This is a genomic window from Bradyrhizobium sp. TM102 (assembly GCF_009176685.1).
Lineage (GTDB): Bacteria > Pseudomonadota > Alphaproteobacteria > Rhizobiales > Xanthobacteraceae > Bradyrhizobium > Bradyrhizobium ottawaense.
On sequence record NZ_AP021855.1, the window covers coordinates 7255803 to 7277500 of the forward strand.

The window sequence follows — 21698 nt, forward strand, 5'->3', positions numbered from 1 at the left end:
TACGAGATGCAGCGAGAGGTGATATCACCGCCCCTTGGTCGGGATCTTGTTGTACGGCACGTCCTTGTCGACGCGGATGTCGCCGGGCAGTCCCAGCACGCGCTCGGCGATGATGTTGCGCAGGATCTCGTCGGTGCCGCCGGCGATGCGCATCGAGGGCGAGGACAGCAGCATCTGCTGGAACTGGCCCTGCACGGTTTCCTCGTCGCTGCCCGTGAGAACACCGGCCGCGCCTTGCAGGTCCATGGCATAGGTCGCGATGTCCTGCAGCATCATGCCGGAGACCAGCTTGCCGATCGAGTTCTCCGGGCCCGGCCGCTCGCCCTTCGACAGCGCCGAGATCGTGCGGTAGCTGGTGTATTTCAGCCCGCTCGACTTCGCCGCCCAGCTCGCGAGCCTGGAACGCACCGCAGGATCGTCGATCGCGAGGCCATCTTCCAGCATCAGATTGGAGCAGAACTCGAACATTTCCGGGACGCCGGTCGCAAGGCGCGAGCCGATCGACATGCGCTCGTTCATCAGCGTGGTCAGCGAGACGCTCCAGCCCTCGCCGACAGCCCCTAACCGCTGGCTGTCTGGGATCACGACGTCGGTGAAATAGACCTCGTTGAACTCCTGCATGCCATTGGCCTGCTTGATCGGCCGCACCTCGACGCCGGGGCTCTTCATGTCCAGAAAGAACATGGTGAGACCCTTGTGCTTGGGCACGTTCGGATCGGTCCGCGCGATCAACAGACCATAGTCGGAGTAATGCGCGCCAGAGGTCCAGATCTTCTGGCCGTTGACGACCCAATTGTCGCCTCTCTTCTCCGCGCGGGTGCGCAAGCCGGCGACGTCCGAACCGGCGGACGGTTCGGAGAACAGCTGGCACCAGATCTCCTCGCCCGAAGCCAGCTTCGGCAGATACCTGCGCTTCGCATCCTCGCTGCCGAAGGCCATCACGGTCGGGCCGCACATGCCCTCGCCGATCTGGAACGGCTGCGTCAGCTTGCCGTAGACACCCTCTTCCTGCTGCCAGATCACCTTCTCGATCGGCGTCGCGCCACGGCCGCCATATTCCTTGGGCCAGTGGAGGCAGGCCCAATTGCCTTCGAACTTCTTCTTCTGCCAGGCCTTGCCGACCTCGACGATGTCGTGGCTGGCAAGGCGAATGCGGCCGAGCGAGGATTTTGACAGCTCGGCATGCAACTCCTTCGGCGCATTGGCGTCGATCCATTGGCGCGCGGAGGCGCGGAATGCGGCTTCCTGCGGGGTGTCGTCGAAATTCATCTTCGAGCTCTCCTCTCTCGTGCCCCGGACGCGGCGCAGCGCGGAGCGGTGCGCTGCAGAGCCGGGGCCCATCGTAGTTTCTGGATCCCGGCTCGCCGGCGCGTTGCGCCGCGTCCGGGACACGCATTCATCTTCCCTTCGTCGGGATCTTGTTGAACGGCACGTCCTTGTCGACACGGATATCGCCGGGCAGGCCCAGCACCCGCTCGGCGATGATGTTGCGCATGATCTCGTCGGTGCCGCCTTCGACGCGGGTGCCGGGCGCACGCAGCAGCATCGCCTGGAAACGGCCGGCGAGCTCGCCATCCTCGCCGCTGACGACGCCGCCCGCGCCCTGCAAATCCAGCGCGTAGGTCGCGACGTCCTGGATCATCGAGCCCGCCACCAGCTTGCCGATGGAATTTTCCGGCCCCGGCCGTTCGCCTTTCGACAGCGCCGAGATCGCGCGCATGCTGGTGTATTTCAGCCCGCTCGCCTTCACCGCCCAGTTCGCCAGCTTCGAGCGCACCGCGCGATCTTCGATCGCGGGGCCGTCGTCGAGCATCAGGCTGGAGCAGTACTCGAACAGCTCCGGAAATCCGGTCGCGACGGCCGCGCCGATCGCGCTGCGCTCGTTCATCAGCGTGGTCAGCGAAACGTTCCAGCCGTCACCGACCTCGCCGAGGCGCTGGTGATCAGGGATACGCACATTTGTGAAATAGACCTCGTTGAAATCCGAGGCGCCGCTTGCCTGCTTGATCGGCCGCACTTCGACACCCGGGCTCTTCATGTCCAGGAAGAACATGGTGAGGCCCTTGTGCTTGGGCACGGTCGGATCGGTGCGCGTGAGCAAGATGCCGTAGTCGGAATAATGCGCGCCCGAGGTCCAGATCTTCTGGCCGTTGATGATCCAGTCGTCGCCGTCCTTTTCCGCGCGCGTGCGCAGGCCAGCGACGTCAGAACCGCCGGCCGGCTCGGAGAACAGCTGGCACCAGATCTTTTCACCGGAGGCCAGCGGCGGCAGATAGGCGCGCTTATGCTCCTCGCGCGCGAACGCCATCATGGTCGGCCCGCACATGCCGTGGCCGATGATGAACATGCGGGACAGCAGTCCGAACGGCCCTTCCTCCTGCTGCCAGATCACGCGCTCGATCGGCGATGAGCCGCGGCCGCCATACTCCTTCGGCCAGTGCAGACAGGCCCAGCCGGCGTCGGCCTTCTTTTTCTGCCAGGCTTTTGCCACGTCGAGAATATTGGCGTTCTTGAGCACGGTGCGGCCGAGCGAGGATTTGCGCAGCTCGTCCTCGTATTGCGTGGGCGCATTCGCACCGATCCAGGCGCGCGCGGCGGCGCGAAATTCGGCTTCCTGCGGGGTGTCGTCGAAATTCATGGTCTCATCTCTCGGTTCGTTCCCCGGACGCTGCGCAGCACGAAGTGATGCGCTGCAGATCCGGGGTCCATTGCGGCCTCCGGGTCCCGGCTCTGCGGAGCGGCATTACATGCCGCATCGCGTCCGGGACACGAGCGGCGGATTACGCCGCATTCTTCTTGCGCATGCGGTCGATCAACTGGTCTTCCCAATAGCTGAGGCTGCCGAGCCCGAGCGCCATGGCGTTGGCGCGGCGGTAGTACATGTGGCAGTCGAACTCCCAGGTGAAGCCCATGCCGCCGTGGACCTGGATGTTGTTCTTGGCGCAGTGCTGGAACGCCTGCGTCGCGCTGATGCGCGCGGCAGCGGCGGCTTCGGGCAATTCAGCCGCGTTGGTCGAAAGCGCCCAGGCACCGTAATAGCTGTTGGAGCGCGCCAGCGTGGCCGAGACATACATGTCGGCAAGCATGTGCTTGACCGCCTGGAACGAGCCGATCTGGCGGCCGAAGGCGATGCGGTCGAGTGCGTAGTCGCGGCCCATTTCCAGCGCACGGTCGGAGCCGCCGACCTGCTCGAACGCACAGAGCACCGCGGCGCGGTCGAGCACCTGGGTCAAAATGCTCCATCCTTCGCCGGTAGCGCCGAGCGGCTCGGCCTTAGCGTCCTTGAAGGTGATCTCCGCCTGCCCGCGGGTCGGATCGAGATTGGTGAGGCTCTTCACCTCGACGCCACCGGCCTTGAGATCAACGAGGAACAGCGAGATATCACCGTCGCGCCCGCTCGCTCCTGTGCGCGCCGCGACCACCGCGAAGTCGGCAACCGCACCGTCGGCGACAGGCTTCTTCACGCCGTTCAGGACACCGTTCGCGGCCGTGAGCTTGACGCTCTTCGGCGACGGATTGCCCTTGCCCTCGAACAGCGCCAGCGTGCCGATCGCCTCGCCCGAGGCAATCGCCGGCAGCCATTTCTTCTTTTGCGCCTCGCTGCCTGCGATCAGCAGCGCTTCGGCGGCGAGATACACGGTTGACGAGAACGGCACCGGCGCGTTCGCGCGGCCCATCTCCTCGGCGATCACGCAGAGCTCGAGATGGCCGGCGCCCGCGCCACCGAATTCCTCGGGGATCGCGACGCCGAGGAAACCCATCTCGGCGAGGCCCTTCCAGAGTTCCTTGTCGTAAGGCGCCTTGCCGTCGAGCACCACACGCACCGCCTTCGGCGAGCATTTTTCGGTGAGGAATTTGCGCGCCTGATCGCGGAGCTGCTTCTGGTCGTCGGAGAAATCGAAGTTCATGGCGGGCTACCTCTTATTCGTTGTCATTGAGACCGTCATTCCCGGGCGCGACGAAGTCGCGAGCTATGATGCGCAATTGCACATCTGAGAATCCATAACCACGAGCCGGGGTTATGGATTCCGGGCCTGGCCCTTCGGGCCATCCCGGAATGACGAGGTGAGCGAGTGTCGTCTTCATTTCAGCACGATCACATCCTGATCAGGCTTGTCGGCATAGAGCCGCTCGACCAGTGCCGCGCGGCGTTCGAGGCCGGCGCGCTGGTTGATGTAGCCCTTGTCGGTGAGTTCGTTGCCGTCGATCGAGGGCGGCTCGACCATCAGCATGGCGCGCGCGATGATGCGGCTGCTGGCACCTTCGCACTCCCTGTTGTGCGTCTCCAGCCCGCGCTTGAAGCAGGCGACGATCTCGGGGTGCTTCGCTGCGTCCTCGAAGCTCAGCTCGGGATTGCCGACGAGTTGCCGGCAGGCGTGCAAATTGGGCCAGGCGAGCAGGCCGATGAACGGGCGGTCCTGCCCCGCGACCAGCGCGTCGTGCACGACAGGCGTGGCCGCCGCGATCGCATCGGTCCGCAGCGAGCCGACATGCACGAAGGTGCCGGTGGTGAGCTTGAAGTCTTCGACCACGCGGCCTGCAAAGATGATGCCCTTCACCGGATCGGCATCGTCGACGAAGATCCCGGCATCGCCGATGCAGTAAAAGCCTTCCTCGTCGAACATCTTCTTTGTCAGCTCAGACTGGCCGAAATAGCCCGGCGTAACGTTGACGCCGCGCAGCCGCAATTCGTATTTCGAGCCGCACGGCACCATCTTCAACTCGACGCCGGGGAATGGCAGGCCGATCAGGCCGACGCGCTCGGTGTCCCAATAGGTGCCGGTCGAGGTCGGCGCGGTCTCGGTCGAGCCCCAGCCGGTGTAGAACACGATGCGTTCGCCGGTGGTCTTGACGGCGAGAGCCTGCATGCGATCGTAGAGATCATCAGGCAGCCGCGCGCCGCCATAGGCCATGATCGACAGGTTCTTGAAGAACGAGCGGCAGAGCGCATCATCCTTTTCCATGGCGGCCGCGAGCGCCGCGTAACCGGCCGGTACATTGGCGTAGTAGGTCGGCGAGATCTCGCGCAGGTTTCGCAGCGTCTCCTCGAACTGGCCCGGCATCGGCCGGCCATCGTCGATATAGAGCGTGCCGCCATCGACCAGGATCGGGTGGAACGCCGCGTTGCCGCCCATGGTGTGATTCCAGGGCATCCAGTCCAGCATGGTCGCAACAGGACCATCAGGCGAGCGCGGCCGCACCTGCATCATCATCGCCGCATTGGCGCACATCATCTTCTGCGTGTTGATGACGGCCTTGGGCATGCCGGTCGAGCCTGACGTGAACAGCAGCTTGCCGACGGTGTCGGGCGTGATCTTGGCGATCGACTCCTCGACGTCCTTGGTCACCGGAGTTGCCGCGAGCTCAGCAAAGCTGACGCTCTTGATGCCCTCACATGGCCGCGCGACGTGAACCACGGTGACGCCGGTGAGATCGATCGCCTTCAGTGCCTTCTCGAAGGTCGGGCCGTCCTGCACCATCACCACGGCCGGCTTGATCAGGTCGAACAGATACTTCAGCTTGACGTGATCGTGGCTCATCAAGGAATAGGCCGGCGACACCGGCGCCGCTGGCGAACGCGCCTGCATCGCGGCCTGCGTCATCAGCGCATGCTCGATCGAATTGCCGGAGAGGATCGCAACGGGCCGACCATCGAGTCCCAGGTTGAGCAGCCCTTGCGTCAGCGCATCCACGGTGCGCTTGGCTTCGCCATAGGACACCTTGCGCCATTCGCGGTTCGGACCGCCGCGCTGCGCCAGCCAGATGCGCTCGGGCGCTTCCTTCGCCCATTTCGCCAGCGATGCCGGAATGTGCTTCTCGTAAGCTTGCAGCGGAATGCGCGACTTCAGCACCACTGTGCCGTCGCTGCGGCGCTCGACGTCGATGTCGCGCGCGAGCCATTCGATCTTGCGAAAGGCGGGCTTCGTCATCACAGCCGCCGCGCTTCCACTCATTTTGCGTCTCCCGGAATTATCGTCCTTTGCGGATCGTTCTCGTTCAGCGCTTGATATAGACAGGCTTTCGCTTCTCAAGGAAGGCCCTGATGCCTTCCGAGAATTCCTCGGAACGGCTGCACAGGACCTGGTTGCGATCTTCCATGGCGATAACCGCTTCCAGCGATCCCGCATCGACGCTCATGTTGAGGCATTCCTTGGAGAGACGCAGGCCCACGGGCGACGCCGTCATCATCGCCTCGACATAGGGTTCGGCCGCCGCATCGAGCTTGTCTTCCTCGACGACCTCCGAGACCAGCCCGACCGCCAGCGCGCGCTCGGCGCCGATGAACCGGCCGGTGAGGATCAGCTCCGACGCCACGGACACGCCGACCAGCCGCGGCAGGAAATAGCTGGTGCCGATGTCACAGCCGCCGAGGCCAAGCTTGATGAAGGCGCAGTTCATCCGCGCCGATTTCGTCGCGATGCGGATGTCGGAGGCAAGCGCCAGGGCAAAGCCGCCGCCGGCCGCCGCGCCCTGTACCAGCGACAGGATCGGCTGCGGACAGCGCCGCATCAGCATCACGATGTCGGCGATACGCCGTTGCGAGTCCAGCGACTCCGTGACGCCAGGCGGCTCCTGTTGCCCGGCCCGGCGGGCCATGGCCGCCTTGAGATCGAGGCCCGCGCAGAAATTCTTGCCGGCACCCTTCAGCACCACGACACGCGTGTCGCGGTTACGCTGGAGGCCCTGGAAATAAACGTTGAGCGCATCGATCAGCGCGGGATCGAGCGCGTTGAGGCTGTCAGGACGATTGAGCGTCACCCGGTCGACGCCGTCATCATGCTCAATCAGCAGCGGTTGGGACATGGGGCGCTCCTCCTCACTGTCGTCCCGGCCAAGCGAAGCGCGAGCCGGGACCCATAACCACAGGCGTTTGTTGTTTGCGCACCGCGTCTGCCAGCGCGCCCGCCACAGACGCCGCGGAGTATGGGTCCCGGCTTTCGCCGGGACGACAGCGGAGTTTGCAGCTACCTCGGCGCCATGCGGATGGCACCGTCGAGACGGATGGTCTCGCCGTTCAGCATCGGGTTCTCGACGATATGCACCGCGAGCGAGCCGTATTCCTTGGCGTCGCCAAGGCGCGAGGGATGCGGCACCTGCGCGCCCAGGCTCTTGCGGGCCTCCTCGTTCAGCCCCATCAGCAGCGGCGTGAAGAACAGGCCGGGCGCGATGGTGTTGACTCGGATCTTCTGGCTGGCGAGATCGCGCGCGGCCGGCAAAGTCAAACCGACGACGCCGCCCTTCGAGGCCGAATAGGCGATCTGGCCGATCTGTCCTTCGTAAGCGGCAACCGAGGCCGTATTGATGATGACGCCGCGCTCTTCACCGACTGGCTCGATCGTGACGAGGCGCTCGGCGAACAGCCGCAGGCAGTTGAAGGTGCCGATCAGATTGACGTTGATGATGCGCGCGAACTTCTCCAGGGGATAGACGCCGTCTCGGCCGACGATGCGCTGCGAGCCGCCGATGCCGGCGCAGTTCATCAGCACCCGCGCAACACCATGCGCGGCTTCCGCCTTGGCGATCGCGGCCTTGATCTGCTCTTCGCTGGTGACGTCGGCATGGAGCGCCACGCCCTTCACCTCGGCCGCGACCTTCTCGGCATTCTCCTTGTTCTGGTCGATCACGCCGATCCTGGCGCCCTTGGCCGCCATGGCGCGGGCGGTCGCCTCGCCGAGGCCCGAACCACCGCCGGTGATGAGAACGGCTACGTCTTTCAATTCCATGACAGGCTACCTTTCCTTGGACGTTTCTTCTCTAGACTTGAGAGTTGCGGCCGGATCATCCGGCCGCGGCAGCTTCCCCGGCTTGCGTGAGGATGCCGCCGCAGATCAGCGTTTCCATGTGCTTGATATATTGCCGGCAGACGTCGTCGGTGACCGGGCCGACGCCGGTCGCGCGGGACATCGCGTGCCGGCCAAAGAACAGATGATCGCAGGCGCCGATCAGGCTGGTGTAGAACAGCACCGGATCGGTCGGGCGGAATTCGCCGCGGCTGACGCCCTCGGCGAGCAGGCGGCGGTGAAAGTCGAGCAGCGGCGCCACGAAGAATTTTGAAACTTCGTCCGCGGAGCCGGCGACGCTCTCGTGCAGGAGATAGTGGATCAGCCGGTTCATATAGGGGAACCGGTGATAGGCGCGGATGATGCCGCCGATATGCAGCTTGAGCTTCGCCGTCGCCGTGATCGGCTGCGCCAGCAGATATTCGAGATTGGACATCTCGGTCGCGGCATCCCGCGCGAGCAGTGCCAGCAGCAGGCCGTCCTTGTTGCCGAAGTGATATTTGACCAGCGCGGCGTTGGCGCCCGACTTCTGGGCGATGTCGCTGAGCGAAATCTCGATCGAGGAGCGTTCGATCATCAGCTCGCTCGCGGCCACGAGCAATTTCTCTGCCGTGGAATTTTTTCCGCTGGGGAGCCTGTTCGGTACGCTGGTAGCCACGGAGATCCCTGAATGCACCTCGAGAGGCACGCAGATAAGCCCAAGCAGCGCCTCATCACAAGAATTAATTGATCGATTGACTAAATCATCTTGCGTCCCTTAAATCCGCCCCGACAACCGACCCAATCAAGAATTCAGGGAGAAACCGACATGGCCGAGGCTTACATCGTCGCCGCTGCGCGTACCGCGGGCGGGCGCAAGGGGGGCCGTCTCGCTGGCTGGCATCCGGCCGATCTCGCGGCAAAAGTGCTGAACGAGCTGGTCGACCGCACCAAGGTCGATCCTGCGCTGGTCGAGGACGTGATCATGGGCTGCGTCATGCAGGTCGGCGAACAGTCCAACAATGTCGCGCGCAACGCCATCATGGCCTCGAAGCTGCCGGAGAGCGTGCCCGGCACCTCGATCGACCGCCAGTGCGGCTCCTCGCAGCAGGCGCTGCACTTCGCCGCGCAAGCGGTGATGTCCGGCACCATGGACGTCGTGATCGCTGCCGGCGTGGAATCGATGACGCGCGTGCCGATGGGCCTGTCCTCGCAGCTTCCCGCCAAGAATGGCTTTGGCAATTACAAGAGCCCGGGCATCGAGCAGCGCTATCCCAACATCGTGTTCAGCCAGTTCACCGGCGCGGAGATGATGGCCGAGAAGTACGGCCTGTCGAAGGATGATCTGGACGAATATTCCTATAACAGCCATCAGCGCGCGATCGCGGCAACGCAAGCCGGCCACTTCAAGAAGGAGATCGTGCCGCTCGAGATCACCCGCGCCGACGGCAGCAAGGACACCCACCACATCGACGAGGGCATCCGCTTCGATGCCACCCTCGACGGTATCAAGGGCGTCAAGCTGATCGCCGAGAACGGCAAGCTGACCGCGGCCAGCGCCAGCCAGATCTGCGACGGCGCCTCCGGCGTGATGGTCGTCAACGAGCGCGGCCTCAAGCAGCTCGGCGTGAAGCCGCTGGCTCGCATCCATCATATGACCATGACTGGCGGCGATCCCGTCATCATGCTCGATGCCCCCCTGCACGCCACCAAGAAGGCGCTGGAAAAGGCCGGCATGAAGATCGGCGACATCGACCTGTTCGAGGTCAACGAGGCCTTCGCCTCGGTGCCCACGGGCTGGCTCAAGACGACCGGCGCCGATCCTGACAGGCTCAACGTCAACGGCGGCGCCATCGCGCTCGGCCATCCGCTCGGCGGCTCCGGCACCAAGCTGATGACGACGCTGGTCCACGCCCTGCACCAGCGCGGCAAGCGCTACGGCCTGCAGACCATGTGCGAAGGCGGCGGCATGGCGAACGTGACGATCGTGGAGCGGCTTTAAGCTGCGGCCATACAGATAGTGTCGTCCCGGACAAGCGCGCCTCAAGCGCGCGCCGATCCGGGACCCATAACCACAGGAGGCTGCGGTTATGCCGCGCCGGAGCTCCATCTCGTTTCAACACCAGGCCTGTGGTTATGGATCCCGGCCCCCCGTGCGCAATTGCGCACTAGGCCGGGATGACACCTTTTTTGCCGCGAGATATCGACCATGACTCACCCCTCCATCCACGCCCGCACCACGCCCGACAAGATCGCCTACCGGATGGCCGGCACCGGCAAGGCGATCACCTATCGCGAGCTCGACGAGCTTTCGAACCAGGGCGCCCATCTGTTCCGCTCGCTCGGCCTCACGGCCGGCGACCACATCGCGCTGCTGATGGAGAACCGCCTCGCCTTCATGGAGCTGTGCTGGGCCGCGCAGCGGAGCGGGCTCTATTACACCGCGATCAGCCGCTATCTGAAGCAGGACGAGATCGACTACATCATCGCTGATTGCGGCGCCAAGGTCGTGATCACCACGCCGAAATGCGCCGACCAGATCAAAGGCCTGATCAAGGGCACCCCCGGCGAGCCGGTCTTCTACATGATGGACGAGCCACAGCCCGGCTTTCGCTCCTACGACAAGGAGGCCGCGGCGCAGCCGACCACGCCTGTTACGGATGAGGTCGCCGGCTACGACATGCTGTATTCGTCCGGCACCACCGGCCGGCCCAAAGGCATCAAGAAGGCGTTCGAAGGCAACAGGATCGACGTGCCGAACGCCTTCCTGCGCGTGCTCTGCGCCGACATGTGCGGCATGAACGCAGAGAGCACCTATCTCTCGCCTGCGCCGCTCTATCACGCGGCTCCCTTGCGCTTCAACATGATGGCGGTCGTGCTCGGCGGCACCTCCATCATCATGGAGCATTTCGACGCCGAGGAATTCCTCAAGCTCGTCGAGAAATACAAGGTCACCCAATCACAGCTGGTGCCGACCATGTTCGTGCGCATGCTGAAGCTACCGGACGAGGTTCGCAACCGATACAACGTCTCCACGCTCAAGGGCGCGATCCACGCCGCCGCTCCCTGCCCGATCGACGTCAAGGCGAAGATGATCGAATGGTGGGGGCCGATCCTGATCGAGTATTACGCGGGCTCGGAAGGCAACGGCGTCACCGTCTGCAATTCGCAACAATGGCTGGAGCATCGCGGCAGCGTCGGCCGCGCCGTGGTCGGCAAGATCAAGATTCTGGACGAGAACGACGAGGAGCAACCGCTCGGCGAGATCGGCACGGTCTATTTCGCCGACGCGCCCGCGTTCACCTATCACAACGACCCCGAGAAGACGAAGAAGGCCTACAACGCGAAAGGATGGTCGACGCTCGGCGATGTCGGCTATCTCGACAAGGAGGGCTTCCTCTATCTGACCGACCGCAAGTCCTACATGATCATCTCGGGCGGCGTGAACATCTACCCGCAGGAGACCGAGGACGTGCTGATCACCCACCCCGACGTCGCCGACGTTGCGGTGTTCGGCGTGCCTAACGAGGAGATGGGTGAAGAGGTGAAGGCGGTGGTGCAGCCGCACGACATGAGCCGCGCCGGCAAGGCGCTCGAGGCCGATTTGATCGCCTATTGCAAGGGCCGCCTCTCCGCCATCAAGTGCCCGCGTTCGATCGATTTCGAAGCGGAGCTGCCGCGCACGCCGACGGGCAAGCTGGTGAAGCGGCATTTGCGCGATAAATATTGGCCGAAGACCGCGACGAAGATTTAGCACTCGGTTCGTAGGGTGGGCAAAGGCGCGAAGCGCCGTGCCCACGACCTTTCCATGTTACGACGAGACGGTGGGCACGCTCCGCTTTGCCCACCCTACGGCACGGGTGCAAGCCGCCTCAATCAAACAAACTCGGCGTGTGGTTCACCAGCGCGCCTTCGATCTCGAGCATCTTCAGCTTCGTCACCACGCCGCCATTCGCCGAGAAGCCGCCGGGCTTGTTGCCGGCAGCCAGCACGCGATGGCAGGGCACGACGATCGGGCACGGATTGTGGCCGAGCGCCTGGCCGACGTCGCGCGACAGCTGGACGCCGCCGAGCTGCTTGGCGATGTCGCCATAGGTGAGGGTCTTGCCGGGCGGGATGGCACGGGCGATCGCATAGACGCCGAGGTTGAACTCGGGCACCCCGTCGAGATCGAGCTCGATATCGGTGAGGTCATCCGGCTCGCCCGCGAGCAGTTTTGTCATGCGGTCGATCGCCTGCCGCACCTCAGGGGTCGGCTCGGCCTCAACGGCATCGGCGTGCCGCTGGCTGATGCGGGTGCGGACCTTCCCTTCGCCGCCCATCGGCAATTGCGTGCCGTTGATGCCGCGCGGGCCCCAGGCGATGGCGCAGAGGCCGATCCTGGTGTCGAACAGGGCGAAATGCTGGTCGGTCATGGCTTGGTTCCTGGCTTGCGTTGCCTCGCATGCCCCCAATGTGATCTCGGGCCAAATCTAGGCTTGGAAATAGTTGCGATCCACCCGGTTTCCGGGAATCTTGCACAGGAGTTCCAACCCCTTCGCGAGCTAAGAATGCAGAGCCTCCACGTCAACGGATACGACATGCCCTATCTCGATGTGGGCGAGGACAGCGGCCGGCCGCCGCTGGTCTGCGTGCACGGCTCGCTCAACGACTTCCGGGCCTGGGGCTGCGTGCTCGGCCCACTGACCCAGCGGCATCGGGTGATCGCTGTCAGCCTGCGGCACTTCTTCCCGGCGCGATGGGACGGCATCGGCGACACCTACTCGATCGCCCAGCATGTCGACGACGTCATCGCCTTCATCGAGAAGCTCGATCTCGGCCCAGTCGACCTGATGGGCCATTCCCGCGGCGGACACATCTGTTTCCGCGTGGCGCAGCGGCGGCCAGATCTGTTGCGGCGGCTGATCCTGGCCGAGCCCGGCGGCGAACTCGATGCGAGCCTCGACCCCGATTATGCCGGCGGGCCCTCGCCGCTCCTGGCGCGCTTCGTGGCCTCGGCCGAGAAGATCGCCGCCGGCGATGTCGACGGCGGCCTCGCCGTGTTCGTGGACACGCTGGAAGGCGCCGGCACCTGGCCGCGGCTGCCGGCGATGGTGAAGCAGAATTTGCGCGATAATGCCTATACGCTGATCGGGCAGGTCCGTGACAACCGCCCGCCGTTCTCGAAGGCGGATGCGGAGCAGATCAAGATGCCAACGCTGTTCATCCTGGGGGCGCGGACCAAGGGCCTGCTGCCGAAGGTGCTGCATGCGCTCGCCGCGCATGTGCCCTATTCCAAGACGGCGATCATCCCGAACGCGACGCATCCGATGTTCGAGCAGGCGCCGCAAAAATACTCCGAAGTGGTCCTGGATTTTCTGGCGAGCTGACCATGCAGACATTCCACGTCAACGGTTACGACATGGCTTATCTCGAAGTCGGAGATGGCCATCCGCTGGTCTGCGTGCACGGCACGCTCGGCGACTTCCGCACCTGGTATTCGGTGCTCGGCCCGCTGTCGAAGACGCATCGGGTGATCTCGGTCAGCCTGCGGCATTTCTTCCCCGAGCATTGGGACGCCGTCGGCGACGATTACAAGATGGCGCAGCATGTCGCCGATATGATCGCCTTCATCGAGCAAGTGAGGCCCGGCCCCGTCGACCTGATGGGTCATTCGCGCGGCGGACATATCGCGTTTCGCGTGGCGCAGGCGCGGCCTGATCTGGTGCGAAAGCTGGTGCTGGCCGAGCCGGGCGGCGATCTCGACGCATCGCTGCCGGTGCCGGAAGGCACGCCCGCGCATCCGCCGCTGGCCGCGCGCACCGCGCGATCGGTCGAGATGATCCGCGCCGGCGATATCGAGGCCGCGCTGCAGAATTTCTACGAGGGCATCGAGGGTGACGGCTCGTGGCGGCGCGTGCCGGCAGCGGCAAAGCAGCAGCTGCGCGACAACGCGCTGACGTTCCTCGGCCAGATCAACGAGCAGCGCAGGCCCTACACGCTCAGCGATGCGCAGGCGATCCGGACGCCCACGCTGCTGATCGGTGGCGGGGCGACAACGGGAAGCCTCTCGGTGATGTGGCGCGTGCTTGCCGAGCATATCGCAGGTGCCCGGACGGCGATGATTCCGAACGCCGGCCACTGGATGTTCGAGCAGGCCCCGCTGGAGTTCGGCGAAGTGGTGAGCAGGTTCCTGGCGGAATAGGAGCTCTCCCCGCAAGCGGGGAGAGGCAAGGAAAGAGACCTCACACCTTCCAAACACCGACCGGCATCTTGATCGTCGCGTTCAGCCGGTTCCAGACGTTGATAGTGGCAATCGAGAGGACCAGCGTTGCGAGCTCGCGCTCGTCGAAATGCTTGGCGGCCTCATTCCAGATCGCATCCGGTACCGGGTCCTCGCGATCGGCGAGGCGCGTGACGGCCTCGGTCAACGCCAGCGCGGCGCGCTCGGCGTCGGTGAAATAGGGCGCATCGCGCCAGGCGGACACGGCGAACAGGCGCTCGTCGGTCTCGCCCAGCTTGCGGGCGATCTTGGGATGCATGTCGACACAGACGCTGCAACCGTTGATCTGGCTGGCGCGCAGGTGCACCAGTTCCAGGAGCTTTTCCGGCAGACCCTGCTTGGTCAGATTACCGAGGGACTGCAGGACATTCATGGCCTCGGGGAGGACCATGACAGGGTGATTCATGCGGGCGTGCATCTTTTTCGTCTCCATCGCTCGAATTGCGAAGGTTCCGGTCACATCGGCCGGATTGGCTTCGTCATGGGCATGACGGATCGCGACGAGGGAATGTGACCGATGACCGAAAAAAACTTCGAAGACAATTTTCTCAGCCACCAGTTCGAGGCCAGCAGGGACCATCTGCGCGCGGTCGCCTACCGGATGCTGGGCTCCGGCGCAGAGGTCGACGATGCCGTGCAGGAGGCCTGGCTCCGGGTCAGCCGCTACGACATGTCCGATGTCGCGAATTTGCGCGGCTGGCTGACGACCGTGGTCGCGCGCATCTGCCTCGACATGCTGCGCGCGCGGAAGTCGCGCAAGGAAGAGCCGATGGGCCCGCATGTGCCGGAGCCGGTCGACGAAACGCGGGAGCGCGAAGCGGAGATGGCCGATTCCGTCGGCGCGGCGCTGCTCGTCGTGCTCGAGACTTTGCAGCCGGCGGAGCGGCTCGCCTTCGTGCTGCACGACATGTTCGCAGTGCCCTTCGAGGAGATCGCGCCGATCGTCGGCCGCTCGGTCGACGCGTCGCGACAGCTTGCAAGCCGGGCGCGGCGGCGCGTGCAGGGGGCACCGGTGCCCGAGACCGACCTGTCGCGCCAGCGCGGAATCGTCGATGCTTTCCTCAAGGCATCGCGCGAGGGCAATTTCGAGGGGCTGCTCGCCGTGCTCGATCCCGACGTCGTATTCCGCGCCGATCAGGCCGCGGTGCGGCTCGGCTCGCTGCCGGAGATCCGCGGCGCGGACGCGGTCGCGCAGCTCTACAAGGGCCGCGCCCAGGCCGCGCGGACGGCACTGGTCGACGGCGAGATCGGCGTTGCCGTCATTCTCGGCGGACGGCTGCGCATCGCGCTGCGTGTGACGTTCAACGGCGAACGTATTGCCGCGATCGAGGCGCTGGCCGATGCGGAAGGGATCGCCGCGCTGGAGGTGAAGGTGCTGGAGGGTTGAGGCGGGCGCCTTTTTGCGAAAACAACCCCATGCACAGTAGACGGGCACAGTAATATCAATGACTTAGTGGAGCAGCACGGGGCGCCATGGCGTGGGCGCGGAGCCCGTCTTGACGCCCTTCCTCTCCCGCGATACCGTCGAATACGGAATTCCGTATTCCATCGTAGGAGCCGCCGGCGTGATCCCTCTCGACCCGCTCCCGAACCTGATCGACCAGGTCTATGCCCGGATCCTCGAGGCGATCTCCGACCGCACGCTTCAGCCCGGCCAGCGCATCCGGCAGAACGAGCTCGCCGACAGGCTCGGCGTGTCGCGCCAGCCTGTCTCGCATGCGCTGCACCTGCTGCACCGCCAGGGTCTGGTCGCCGAGAGCGGACGGCGCGGCTTTGAGGTCACCCAGCTCGATCCCGCGCGCATCCGCCAACTCTACGAGGTGCGCGGCGCGATCGACGCGCTGGCCGCGCGGCTTGCGGCGAAGCGCGCCGCCAGCGACGCGGCAGGACGCGCACGGCTGGAGGCTGCGTTCGCCGCGGGGCGCGGCATCGACCGCAACACGACACTCACTGAACTGATCGTGCTCGACGTGGATTTTCACCGCGCGATCTATCAGCTCGCCGGGAATCCCGTGATCGAGGAGACCATTGCGCCGCAATGGCCGCACATGCGCCGCTCGATGGCGACGGTGCTGTCGGAGCTCGACTACCGCGGCAGCGCCTGGGCCGAACATGCCGATATCGCCGGACACATTCTCGCGGGCGACGTGAAGGCGGCCGAAGCCGCCGCGCTGGCGCACGCGCAGACGGCGGGACGGATGACTGAGGAGAGATTGAGGGCGACGGAGGAAGCGGCGGCGTAGCGACAAACGCCGTCATTCCGGGCGGGCGACAGCGCGACCCGGAATCCATCGGGCCTCAGAAACTGCGGAGAAATGGATTCCGGGCTCGCGACTTCGTCCCGCCCCGGAATGACAAAAACAAACAAAACAGGAGGAAACGGCCCATGAAACTGTCTCAGGAGCAATTGGAGTTCTTCCACCGCGAGGGCTGGCTGTTCCTGCCCGAGCTGTTCAGCCAGGAAGAGGTCGATCTGCTGGCGCGCGAGGCGGTCGGCATCTACGACGCAAACCGTCCCGAAGTCTGGCGCGAGAAGAGCGGCGCGCCGCGCACGGCTTTTGCCGCGCATCTCTACAATGAGGCGTTCGGCCTCCTCGGCGCGCATCCGCGCATGATCGATCCGGTCGAGCAGCTGTTCGGCGAGCCCGTCTACATGCACCAGTTCAAGATCAACGCGAAATCGGCCTTCACCGGCGATGTCTGGCAATGGCACCAGGATTACGGCACCTGGAAGCGCGACGACGGCATGCCGGAGCCGCGCGCCATGAACATTGCGATCTTCCTCGACGAGGTGATGCCGATCAACGGCCCCCTGATGCTGGTGCCGCGCAGCCAGAATGCCGGCGATCTCCAGGCCTCGCATGATCTCGCCACCACCTCCTATCCGCTGTGGACGCTGGACGAGGCGACGGTGACGCGGCTGGTGAAGGAGGGCGGCATCGTGGCGCCGACCGGCAAGCCGGGGGGCATGCTGATGTTCCACGGCAATCTCGTGCACGGCTCGGCCGGCAACATCACGCCCTTCCCGCGCAAGATCGTGTACCTGACGCTGAACGCCGTCTCGAACTACATCCGCAATCCCACGCGGCCGGACTACATCGCGCATCGCGACTTCGCCCCGATCAAGACGGTGGACGACGACGCGCTGCTGCGGCTTGCCCGTGCACCAAGGCAAGCGGCGGAGTAGTCTCTCACTGTCATTCCGGGGCGACGCGTAGCGTCGAGCCCGGAATCCATAACCACCATCGGGAGTATGGATTCCGGGCTCGCGACTTCGTCGCGCCCCGGAATGACGACGTTGATAGTTCGCGTGGTCCCCCGATCACAACTGCAATCCTGGACATTTCCCATGAACCTCTTCCGCCTCCTCCAGGCCCGCGCCTCCGCCGGCAAGCCCGTTCGTGTCGCGCTGATCGGCGCGGGCAAGTTCGGCTCGATGTTTCTGGCGCAGGTGCCCCACACGCCGGGGCTCGAAGTGCCCATCATCGTCGACATCGACCGCGACCGCGCACGCGAGGCCTGCCGCACGGTCGGCTGGAGCTCTGAGCGGATCGCCGCAACGGTCTTCACCGATGACGGCGCGCGCGCCATTGCCGGCGGCGCGATGGACGTGGTGGTGGAGGCGACCGGAAATCCCGCCGTCGGAATCAGGCATGCGCGCGCCGCGATCGCGGCGGGCAAGCATATCGTAATGGTGAATGTCGAGGCCGACGTGCTGGCAGGTCCGCTGCTCGCCGAGGAAGCGCGCAAGGGGGGCGTGGTCTATTCGCTCGCCTATGGCGACCAGCCCGCATTGACCGCGGAGATGGTCGACTGGGCCCGCGCCACAGGTTTCCGCGTGGTCGCCGCCGGCAAGGGGACAAAATACCTGCCGGCCTATCACGACGTGACGCCTGACGGCGTCTGGCACCATTACGGCCTCACCGCGGGCGAGGCACAATCGGCCGGCATGCATCCGCAGATGTTCAACTCCTTCCTCGACGGCACCAAATCGGCGATCGAGATGGCTGCGATCGCCAATGCCTGCGCCCTCGACGTGCCCGCGGATGGCCTGCTGTTTCCGCCCTGCGGCGTCGACGACCTCCCGCACATCATGCGGCCGCGCTCGCGCGGCGGCGTGCTGGATCGGGCGGGTCTGGTGGAGGTCGTGTCCTCGCTCGAGCGCGACGGACGGCCGGTGTTTCGCGACCTGCGCTGGGGCGTCTATGTCGTGCTGGAGGCGCCGAACGACTACGCCGCCGACTGCTTCAGGCAATACGGCCTCAAGACCGACGCCAGCGGACGCTATGCTGCGATGTACAAGCCCTATCATCTGATCGGGCTCGAGCTGAATATCTCGGTGCTGTCGGCCGCGCTGCGCGGCGAGCCAACCGGTCAGGCCAGCGGCTTCCGGGGCGACGTCGCAGCGGTCGCCAAGCGCAATCTGCGCGCGGGCGAGATGCTGGACGGCGAAGGCGGCTACACGGTGTGGGGCAAGCTGGTACCGGCGGCAGCAAGCCTGAAGGCCGGCGCCTTGCCGATCGGACTTGCGCATCGCCTGAAGCTGAAACACGACGTCGCACACGGCGCGGTGGTGCACTGGAGTGACGTCGAGTTCGACGCGGGCAATGAGACGGTGAAGGTTCGAAAGGCCATGGAAGCCGCGTTCGCAGCGCAGCATTGAACGGCAGCGACGATAGCGCAACCAAAGTGCGCTTGATTTGCGCTCCCCCTTTGGTCATCCTGACCGCGATCCGGGACATCCAAATCTCGGACGCCAAGAAACGTCGGCCAGCGGCGAAGATAAAGCGACGCAAGATCGCGATCCCTCGTCGAGGACACGACATCACAGGAAGAGGGGAGACGCATGGAACGTCGTAAGTTTCTGACGGCAGGCGGGCTGGGCCTGGCCGCGAGTGCAGTTGCCGCGCCGGCCGTTGCACAATCGATGCCCGAGGTGAAATGGCGGCTGGCGGCGAGCTGGCCAAAATCACTCGATACGCTCTATGGCGGCTGCGAATATTTCTGCAAACGCGTCGCCGAGATCACCGACAACCGCTTCCAGATCCAGCCCTTTGCCGCCGGCGAAATCGTGCCGGGCCTGCAAGTGCTCGACGCCGTCTCGAACGGCACCGTCGAGATCGGCAACACTGCGCTCTATTACTATTGGGGCAAGAACCCGGCATTCACCTTCGGCACGTCGCTGCCGTTTGGTCTCAACACCCGCCAGCACATCTCCTGGCTGTTGTGGAATGGCGGTCAGGAGATGCTCAACGATCTGCTGAAGGAGCATAATGCGATCGGCGTTCCGACAGGCTCGACCGGTGCCCAGATGGGCGGCTGGTTCCGCAAGGAGATCAAGACCGTCGACGATCTCAAGGGCCTGAAATTCCGCGTCGGCGGGTTCGCCGGCACCATCATCTCGAAGCTCGGCGGCGTGCCGCAGCAGATCGCGGCCGGCGACATCTATCCGGCGCTGGAGAAGGGCACGATCGACGCGGCCGAGTGGGTGGGCCCGTATGACGATGAGAAGCTCGGCTTCGTGAAGGTCGCGAAGTACTACTACTATCCGGGCTGGTGGGAAGGCACCGGCCAGGGCCACAACATCATGAATCTCGAGAAGTGGAATGCGCTGCCGAAACATTATCAGGCGGCGATTTCGGCGGCCTCGCTCGATACCTTCACCTGGGTGACCGGCAAGTACGACTCGGTCAATCCGCCCGCGCTCAAGCGGCTGCTCGCCGCCGGCGCGATCCTCAAGCCATTCCCCCAGGAGGTGCTCGAGGCCTGCTATGGCGCGGCGGGCGAGATCTACGCCGATCTCGCCAAGAGCAATCCGCATTTCGGCAAGATGTATGCGAGCCTGACCGCCTACCGGGCCGACTCGCTGGCCTGGATGCAGGTCGCCGAGCTCAGCTTCGACAGCTTCATGATGCGGATGCGGACGCGGACGTAATCGCACTGCGCTGCGAGGCGCGAAACGACAAAAGCCCCGGAGATGTCCCCGGGGCTTTTCTGTTGCGTCGATGAAGACATCGTAGGGTGGGCAGAGGCGCGACAGCGCCGTGCCCACGATCTCACGCATGTGGACAGGGATGGTGGGCACGCTTCCGCTTTGCCCACCCTTGTATTAGCGCGCCGGATTAGAATGGCCTGGTTCCGTGAGGAATGGCCCAGCCCGGGTGGCCGCCCGAGCTGGGCCGCCGATCGATCGGATCGATGCCCACCGAAGCCTTGAGGGCTGCGTTTTGTAGCAAGATCGCGGTCGGCACTTCATCGGGACCCGCATGGTTGAACGAACTTCAGGTTCGCATCACAAGGGAGGGTCGAGGAAGATGGCCAAACGTAACACGATCTGTGCTGGAATCGATACCAGCAAAGATAAGCTCGACGTGGCGCTCGATGGCAGTTCGGAGGAGCTGCAGGTCAAGAACACGGCGGAAGGCCACCAGGAGCTGGTGGAGTGGCTGAAGCGCCACAAGGTCAAGCGGGTTGGGATCGAGGCAAGCGGTGGTTACGAGCAGGCGGCGGTCGCCGAACTGCGACGCCAGCGGTTTGTCGTCATCGTGTTTCAGCCGATCCAGGTCCGCGCCTATGCCACGTTCCATTTGCAACGGGCCAAGAACGACAAAATGGATGCCGCATTGATTGCGGCCTGCACCGCCGCGGTCAAGAAGATCCATCCCGCTCCAGACCCCCGGCTGCAGCCTTTTGCCGTGCATCTGACGATGATCGACCAGATCAAGGAGGACATCGCAAAGCTCAAGAATCGGCTGGAGAGCTGCCCTGACGAACGTATCCAGAAGTTCTGGAAGGAGCAGATCGCTTTGTTGGCCAAGCACAGACGAGCCGAGTTCAAGGCCCTGGTGGCAGCGATCCGCAAGCATCGCGATCTCGCCGCAAGGCTCGATCTGATCTACAGCGTTGGCGGCAGCGGCTTGCCGACCGCGGTTGCCATCTTGATCAGGATGCCCGAGATCGGTCAGATCACCCGCGAGCAAGCCGCAGCCCTCACCGGGCTTGCGCCGTACGATGACGACAGCGGCAAGCATGTCGGCGCCCGCAGGATTGACGGCGGACGCCAGCGCTTGCGTCAGGCGCTCTACACCGCAGCTCTTCCGGCATCCTTCCGCTGGAATCCGCAGCTCATGGCCCTGTACAGCCGGCTGATCGCCGCCGGCAAGGGCCACAAGCGCGCGCTGGTCGCCTGTGCCAGGAAGCTGATCGTCATCATCAACGCCGTCGTCGCCCGCGGAACACCGTGGGTCGCCGAACCGCCCAGAACCGCGAGTGTGTCCGTCACCTGATCTCGTTTCTTTGTTCGATCAGGCGACCGTTTCTTCGTCCCGACCTGCCGTCAAGACGACGCCGCGCGCCGCGGCCGTCAAGGATGGCCGTCGCGCTCGTCTCACCTCACGTCGACTGCCGCCAGGCCACGCCTTGACGGCCGCAAGCACGGCGTCATGCTCGCGGAAATCGGGCGTGCTTTAATGGTTGCTACGGCAGTGATTGCGTGGCGCGAGCAATCGCGCCGCAGACCTTGCTCAGTTCTCGTCATCGCCGAGCGCTGCGACCAGCTTGTCGTAGTACTTGGCGACGAGATCGATGTTGGCCTTGTTCTCGACCGCAGGTGCCGGCGTCTTCAGCGCCTCGTTGAGCTCGTCGAGCGCTTCCTTCTTGTCCTTGGCCGGCATCTT

The 21698-nt window shown here is 64.6% G+C and carries 20 protein-coding genes (1 of these 20 only partly in view); 10 read left to right on the top strand and 10 right to left on the bottom strand.

Annotated features, from left to right (window positions below):
* Positions 1–24: 24 nt before the first annotated feature.
* From GDN70_RS34330 to GDN70_RS34360, 7 genes are all read right to left on the bottom strand, one after another.
* A complete protein-coding gene (locus tag GDN70_RS34330) occupies positions 25–1269 on the bottom strand; it encodes an acyl-CoA dehydrogenase (RefSeq protein WP_152103631.1) in 1245 nt (414 codons plus the stop codon).
* 127 nt (positions 1270–1396) lie between these two features.
* Positions 1397–2638, bottom strand: coding sequence for an acyl-CoA dehydrogenase (locus tag GDN70_RS34335; protein ID WP_152103632.1), 1242 nt, complete (start codon positions 2636–2638; stop codon positions 1397–1399).
* Positions 2639–2780: 142 nt separating this feature from the next.
* Positions 2781–3908, bottom strand: coding sequence for an acyl-CoA dehydrogenase family protein (locus GDN70_RS34340; protein ID WP_152103633.1), 1128 nt, complete (start codon positions 3906–3908; stop codon positions 2781–2783).
* Positions 3909–4082: 174 nt separating this feature from the next.
* Positions 4083–5954, bottom strand: a complete 1872-nt coding sequence (locus GDN70_RS34345) for an AMP-binding protein (protein WP_152103634.1) — start codon at positions 5952–5954, stop codon at positions 4083–4085.
* A gap of 43 nt (positions 5955–5997) precedes the next feature.
* The gene (locus GDN70_RS34350; protein ID WP_038973620.1) at positions 5998–6804 is read right to left on the bottom strand and encodes an enoyl-CoA hydratase/isomerase family protein; all 807 of its coding nucleotides are present in this window, start codon (positions 6802–6804) and stop codon (positions 5998–6000) included.
* A 161-nt stretch (positions 6805–6965) separates the two neighbouring features.
* Positions 6966–7724: an SDR family NAD(P)-dependent oxidoreductase gene (locus GDN70_RS34355; RefSeq protein WP_028139958.1), complete on the bottom strand. Its 759-nt coding sequence runs from the start codon at positions 7722–7724 to the stop codon at positions 6966–6968.
* 55 nt (positions 7725–7779) lie between these two features.
* On the bottom strand, positions 7780–8358 hold the full coding sequence (locus tag GDN70_RS34360; protein ID WP_240536554.1) for a TetR family transcriptional regulator: 579 nt from the start codon (positions 8356–8358) through the stop codon (positions 7780–7782).
* A gap of 231 nt (positions 8359–8589) precedes the next feature.
* On the opposite strand from GDN70_RS34360, the gene GDN70_RS34365 reads away from it, so the two are divergent.
* Both GDN70_RS34365 and GDN70_RS34370 read left to right on the top strand, forming a co-directional pair.
* Positions 8590–9762: an acetyl-CoA C-acetyltransferase gene (locus GDN70_RS34365; RefSeq protein ID WP_038950636.1), complete on the top strand. Its 1173-nt coding sequence runs from the start codon at positions 8590–8592 to the stop codon at positions 9760–9762.
* Between the two features lie 207 nt (positions 9763–9969).
* Complete coding sequence (locus GDN70_RS34370) at positions 9970–11514, top strand: acyl-CoA synthetase (RefSeq protein ID WP_038950637.1); 1545 nt, start codon at positions 9970–9972, stop codon at positions 11512–11514.
* 118 nt (positions 11515–11632) lie between these two features.
* On the opposite strand, the gene GDN70_RS34375 is transcribed toward GDN70_RS34370, so the two are convergent.
* Entirely contained in the window at positions 11633–12175 is a 543-nt protein-coding gene (locus tag GDN70_RS34375) for a methylated-DNA--[protein]-cysteine S-methyltransferase (RefSeq protein WP_038950638.1), read from the bottom strand.
* Between the two features lie 135 nt (positions 12176–12310).
* On the opposite strand from GDN70_RS34375, the gene GDN70_RS34380 reads away from it, so the two are divergent.
* Positions 12311–13129, top strand: a complete 819-nt coding sequence (locus GDN70_RS34380) for an alpha/beta fold hydrolase (RefSeq protein WP_038950639.1) — start codon at positions 12311–12313, stop codon at positions 13127–13129.
* A 2-nt stretch (positions 13130–13131) separates the two neighbouring features.
* Positions 13132–13944: an alpha/beta fold hydrolase gene (locus GDN70_RS34385; RefSeq protein WP_152103635.1), complete on the top strand. Its 813-nt coding sequence runs from the start codon at positions 13132–13134 to the stop codon at positions 13942–13944.
* A gap of 40 nt (positions 13945–13984) precedes the next feature.
* Here GDN70_RS34385 and GDN70_RS34390 read toward each other — a convergent pair whose 3' ends face one another.
* Entirely contained in the window at positions 13985–14440 is a 456-nt protein-coding gene (locus GDN70_RS34390) for a carboxymuconolactone decarboxylase family protein (protein WP_152103636.1), read from the bottom strand.
* A gap of 99 nt (positions 14441–14539) precedes the next feature.
* Between GDN70_RS34390 and GDN70_RS34395 the strand changes: the two genes are divergently transcribed.
* The 6 genes from GDN70_RS34395 to GDN70_RS34420 all read left to right on the top strand — a co-directional run bounded on the left by GDN70_RS34395 (position 14540) and on the right by GDN70_RS34420 (position 21308).
* A complete protein-coding gene (locus tag GDN70_RS34395; protein ID WP_038973611.1) occupies positions 14540–15409 on the top strand; it encodes a sigma-70 family RNA polymerase sigma factor in 870 nt (289 codons plus the stop codon).
* 178 nt (positions 15410–15587) lie between these two features.
* Positions 15588–16265 (top strand): GntR family transcriptional regulator, encoded by a 678-nt coding sequence (locus GDN70_RS34400; RefSeq protein ID WP_038973614.1) that lies wholly within the window; start codon positions 15588–15590, stop codon positions 16263–16265.
* Positions 16266–16408: 143 nt separating this feature from the next.
* A complete protein-coding gene (locus GDN70_RS34405) occupies positions 16409–17209 on the top strand; it encodes a phytanoyl-CoA dioxygenase family protein (protein WP_038950644.1) in 801 nt (266 codons plus the stop codon).
* A gap of 162 nt (positions 17210–17371) precedes the next feature.
* The gene (locus GDN70_RS34410; protein ID WP_038973610.1) at positions 17372–18685 is read left to right on the top strand and encodes an NAD(P)H-dependent oxidoreductase; all 1314 of its coding nucleotides are present in this window, start codon (positions 17372–17374) and stop codon (positions 18683–18685) included.
* A gap of 183 nt (positions 18686–18868) precedes the next feature.
* On the top strand, positions 18869–19957 hold the full coding sequence (locus tag GDN70_RS34415; protein ID WP_028139955.1) for a TRAP transporter substrate-binding protein: 1089 nt from the start codon (positions 18869–18871) through the stop codon (positions 19955–19957).
* Positions 19958–20336: 379 nt separating this feature from the next.
* Positions 20337–21308, top strand: coding sequence for an IS110 family transposase (locus GDN70_RS34420; protein WP_049801720.1), 972 nt, complete (start codon positions 20337–20339; stop codon positions 21306–21308).
* Between the two features lie 237 nt (positions 21309–21545).
* Here the strand turns inward: GDN70_RS34420 and GDN70_RS34425 are convergent, their stop codons facing one another.
* Positions 21546–21698, bottom strand: partial view of a hypothetical protein gene (locus tag GDN70_RS34425; RefSeq protein WP_038971934.1) — the end only. It continues 456 nt past the right edge of the window; only the last 153 of its 609 coding nucleotides appear in the window; the start codon falls outside the window, past its right edge; the stop codon is at positions 21546–21548.

Bases quoted from the DNA above. Each gene is read 5' to 3' on its own strand.
- GDN70_RS34340 (WP_152103633.1), bottom strand. From the start codon at position 3,908: ATGAACTTCGATTTCTCCGACGACCAGAAGCAGCTCCGCGATCAGGCG.
- GDN70_RS34410 (WP_038973610.1), top strand. From the start codon at position 17,372: ATGAACCTCTTCCGCCTCCTCCAGGCCCGCGCCTCCGCCGGCAAGCCC.
- GDN70_RS34375 (WP_038950638.1), bottom strand. From the start codon at position 12,175: ATGACCGACCAGCATTTCGCCCTGTTCGACACCAGGATCGGCCTCTGC.
- GDN70_RS34345 (WP_152103634.1), bottom strand. From the start codon at position 5,954: ATGAGTGGAAGCGCGGCGGCTGTGATGACGAAGCCCGCCTTTCGCAAG.
- GDN70_RS34360 (WP_240536554.1), bottom strand. From the start codon at position 8,358: ATGATCGAACGCTCCTCGATCGAGATTTCGCTCAGCGACATCGCCCAG.
- GDN70_RS34365 (WP_038950636.1), top strand. From the start codon at position 8,590: ATGGCCGAGGCTTACATCGTCGCCGCTGCGCGTACCGCGGGCGGGCGC.
- GDN70_RS34420 (WP_049801720.1), top strand. From the start codon at position 20,337: ATGGCCAAACGTAACACGATCTGTGCTGGAATCGATACCAGCAAAGAT.
- GDN70_RS34355 (WP_028139958.1), bottom strand. From the start codon at position 7,724: ATGGAATTGAAAGACGTAGCCGTTCTCATCACCGGCGGTGGTTCGGGC.
- GDN70_RS34385 (WP_152103635.1), top strand. From the start codon at position 13,132: ATGCAGACATTCCACGTCAACGGTTACGACATGGCTTATCTCGAAGTC.
- GDN70_RS34415 (WP_028139955.1), top strand. From the start codon at position 18,869: ATGGAACGTCGTAAGTTTCTGACGGCAGGCGGGCTGGGCCTGGCCGCG.
- GDN70_RS34330 (WP_152103631.1), bottom strand. From the start codon at position 1,269: ATGAATTTCGACGACACCCCGCAGGAAGCCGCATTCCGCGCCTCCGCG.
- GDN70_RS34395 (WP_038973611.1), top strand. From the start codon at position 14,540: ATGACCGAAAAAAACTTCGAAGACAATTTTCTCAGCCACCAGTTCGAG.
- GDN70_RS34390 (WP_152103636.1), bottom strand. From the start codon at position 14,440: ATGCACGCCCGCATGAATCACCCTGTCATGGTCCTCCCCGAGGCCATG.
- GDN70_RS34350 (WP_038973620.1), bottom strand. From the start codon at position 6,804: ATGTCCCAACCGCTGCTGATTGAGCATGATGACGGCGTCGACCGGGTG.
- GDN70_RS34335 (WP_152103632.1), bottom strand. From the start codon at position 2,638: ATGAATTTCGACGACACCCCGCAGGAAGCCGAATTTCGCGCCGCCGCG.
- GDN70_RS34370 (WP_038950637.1), top strand. From the start codon at position 9,970: ATGACTCACCCCTCCATCCACGCCCGCACCACGCCCGACAAGATCGCC.
- GDN70_RS34405 (WP_038950644.1), top strand. From the start codon at position 16,409: ATGAAACTGTCTCAGGAGCAATTGGAGTTCTTCCACCGCGAGGGCTGG.
- GDN70_RS34380 (WP_038950639.1), top strand. From the start codon at position 12,311: ATGCAGAGCCTCCACGTCAACGGATACGACATGCCCTATCTCGATGTG.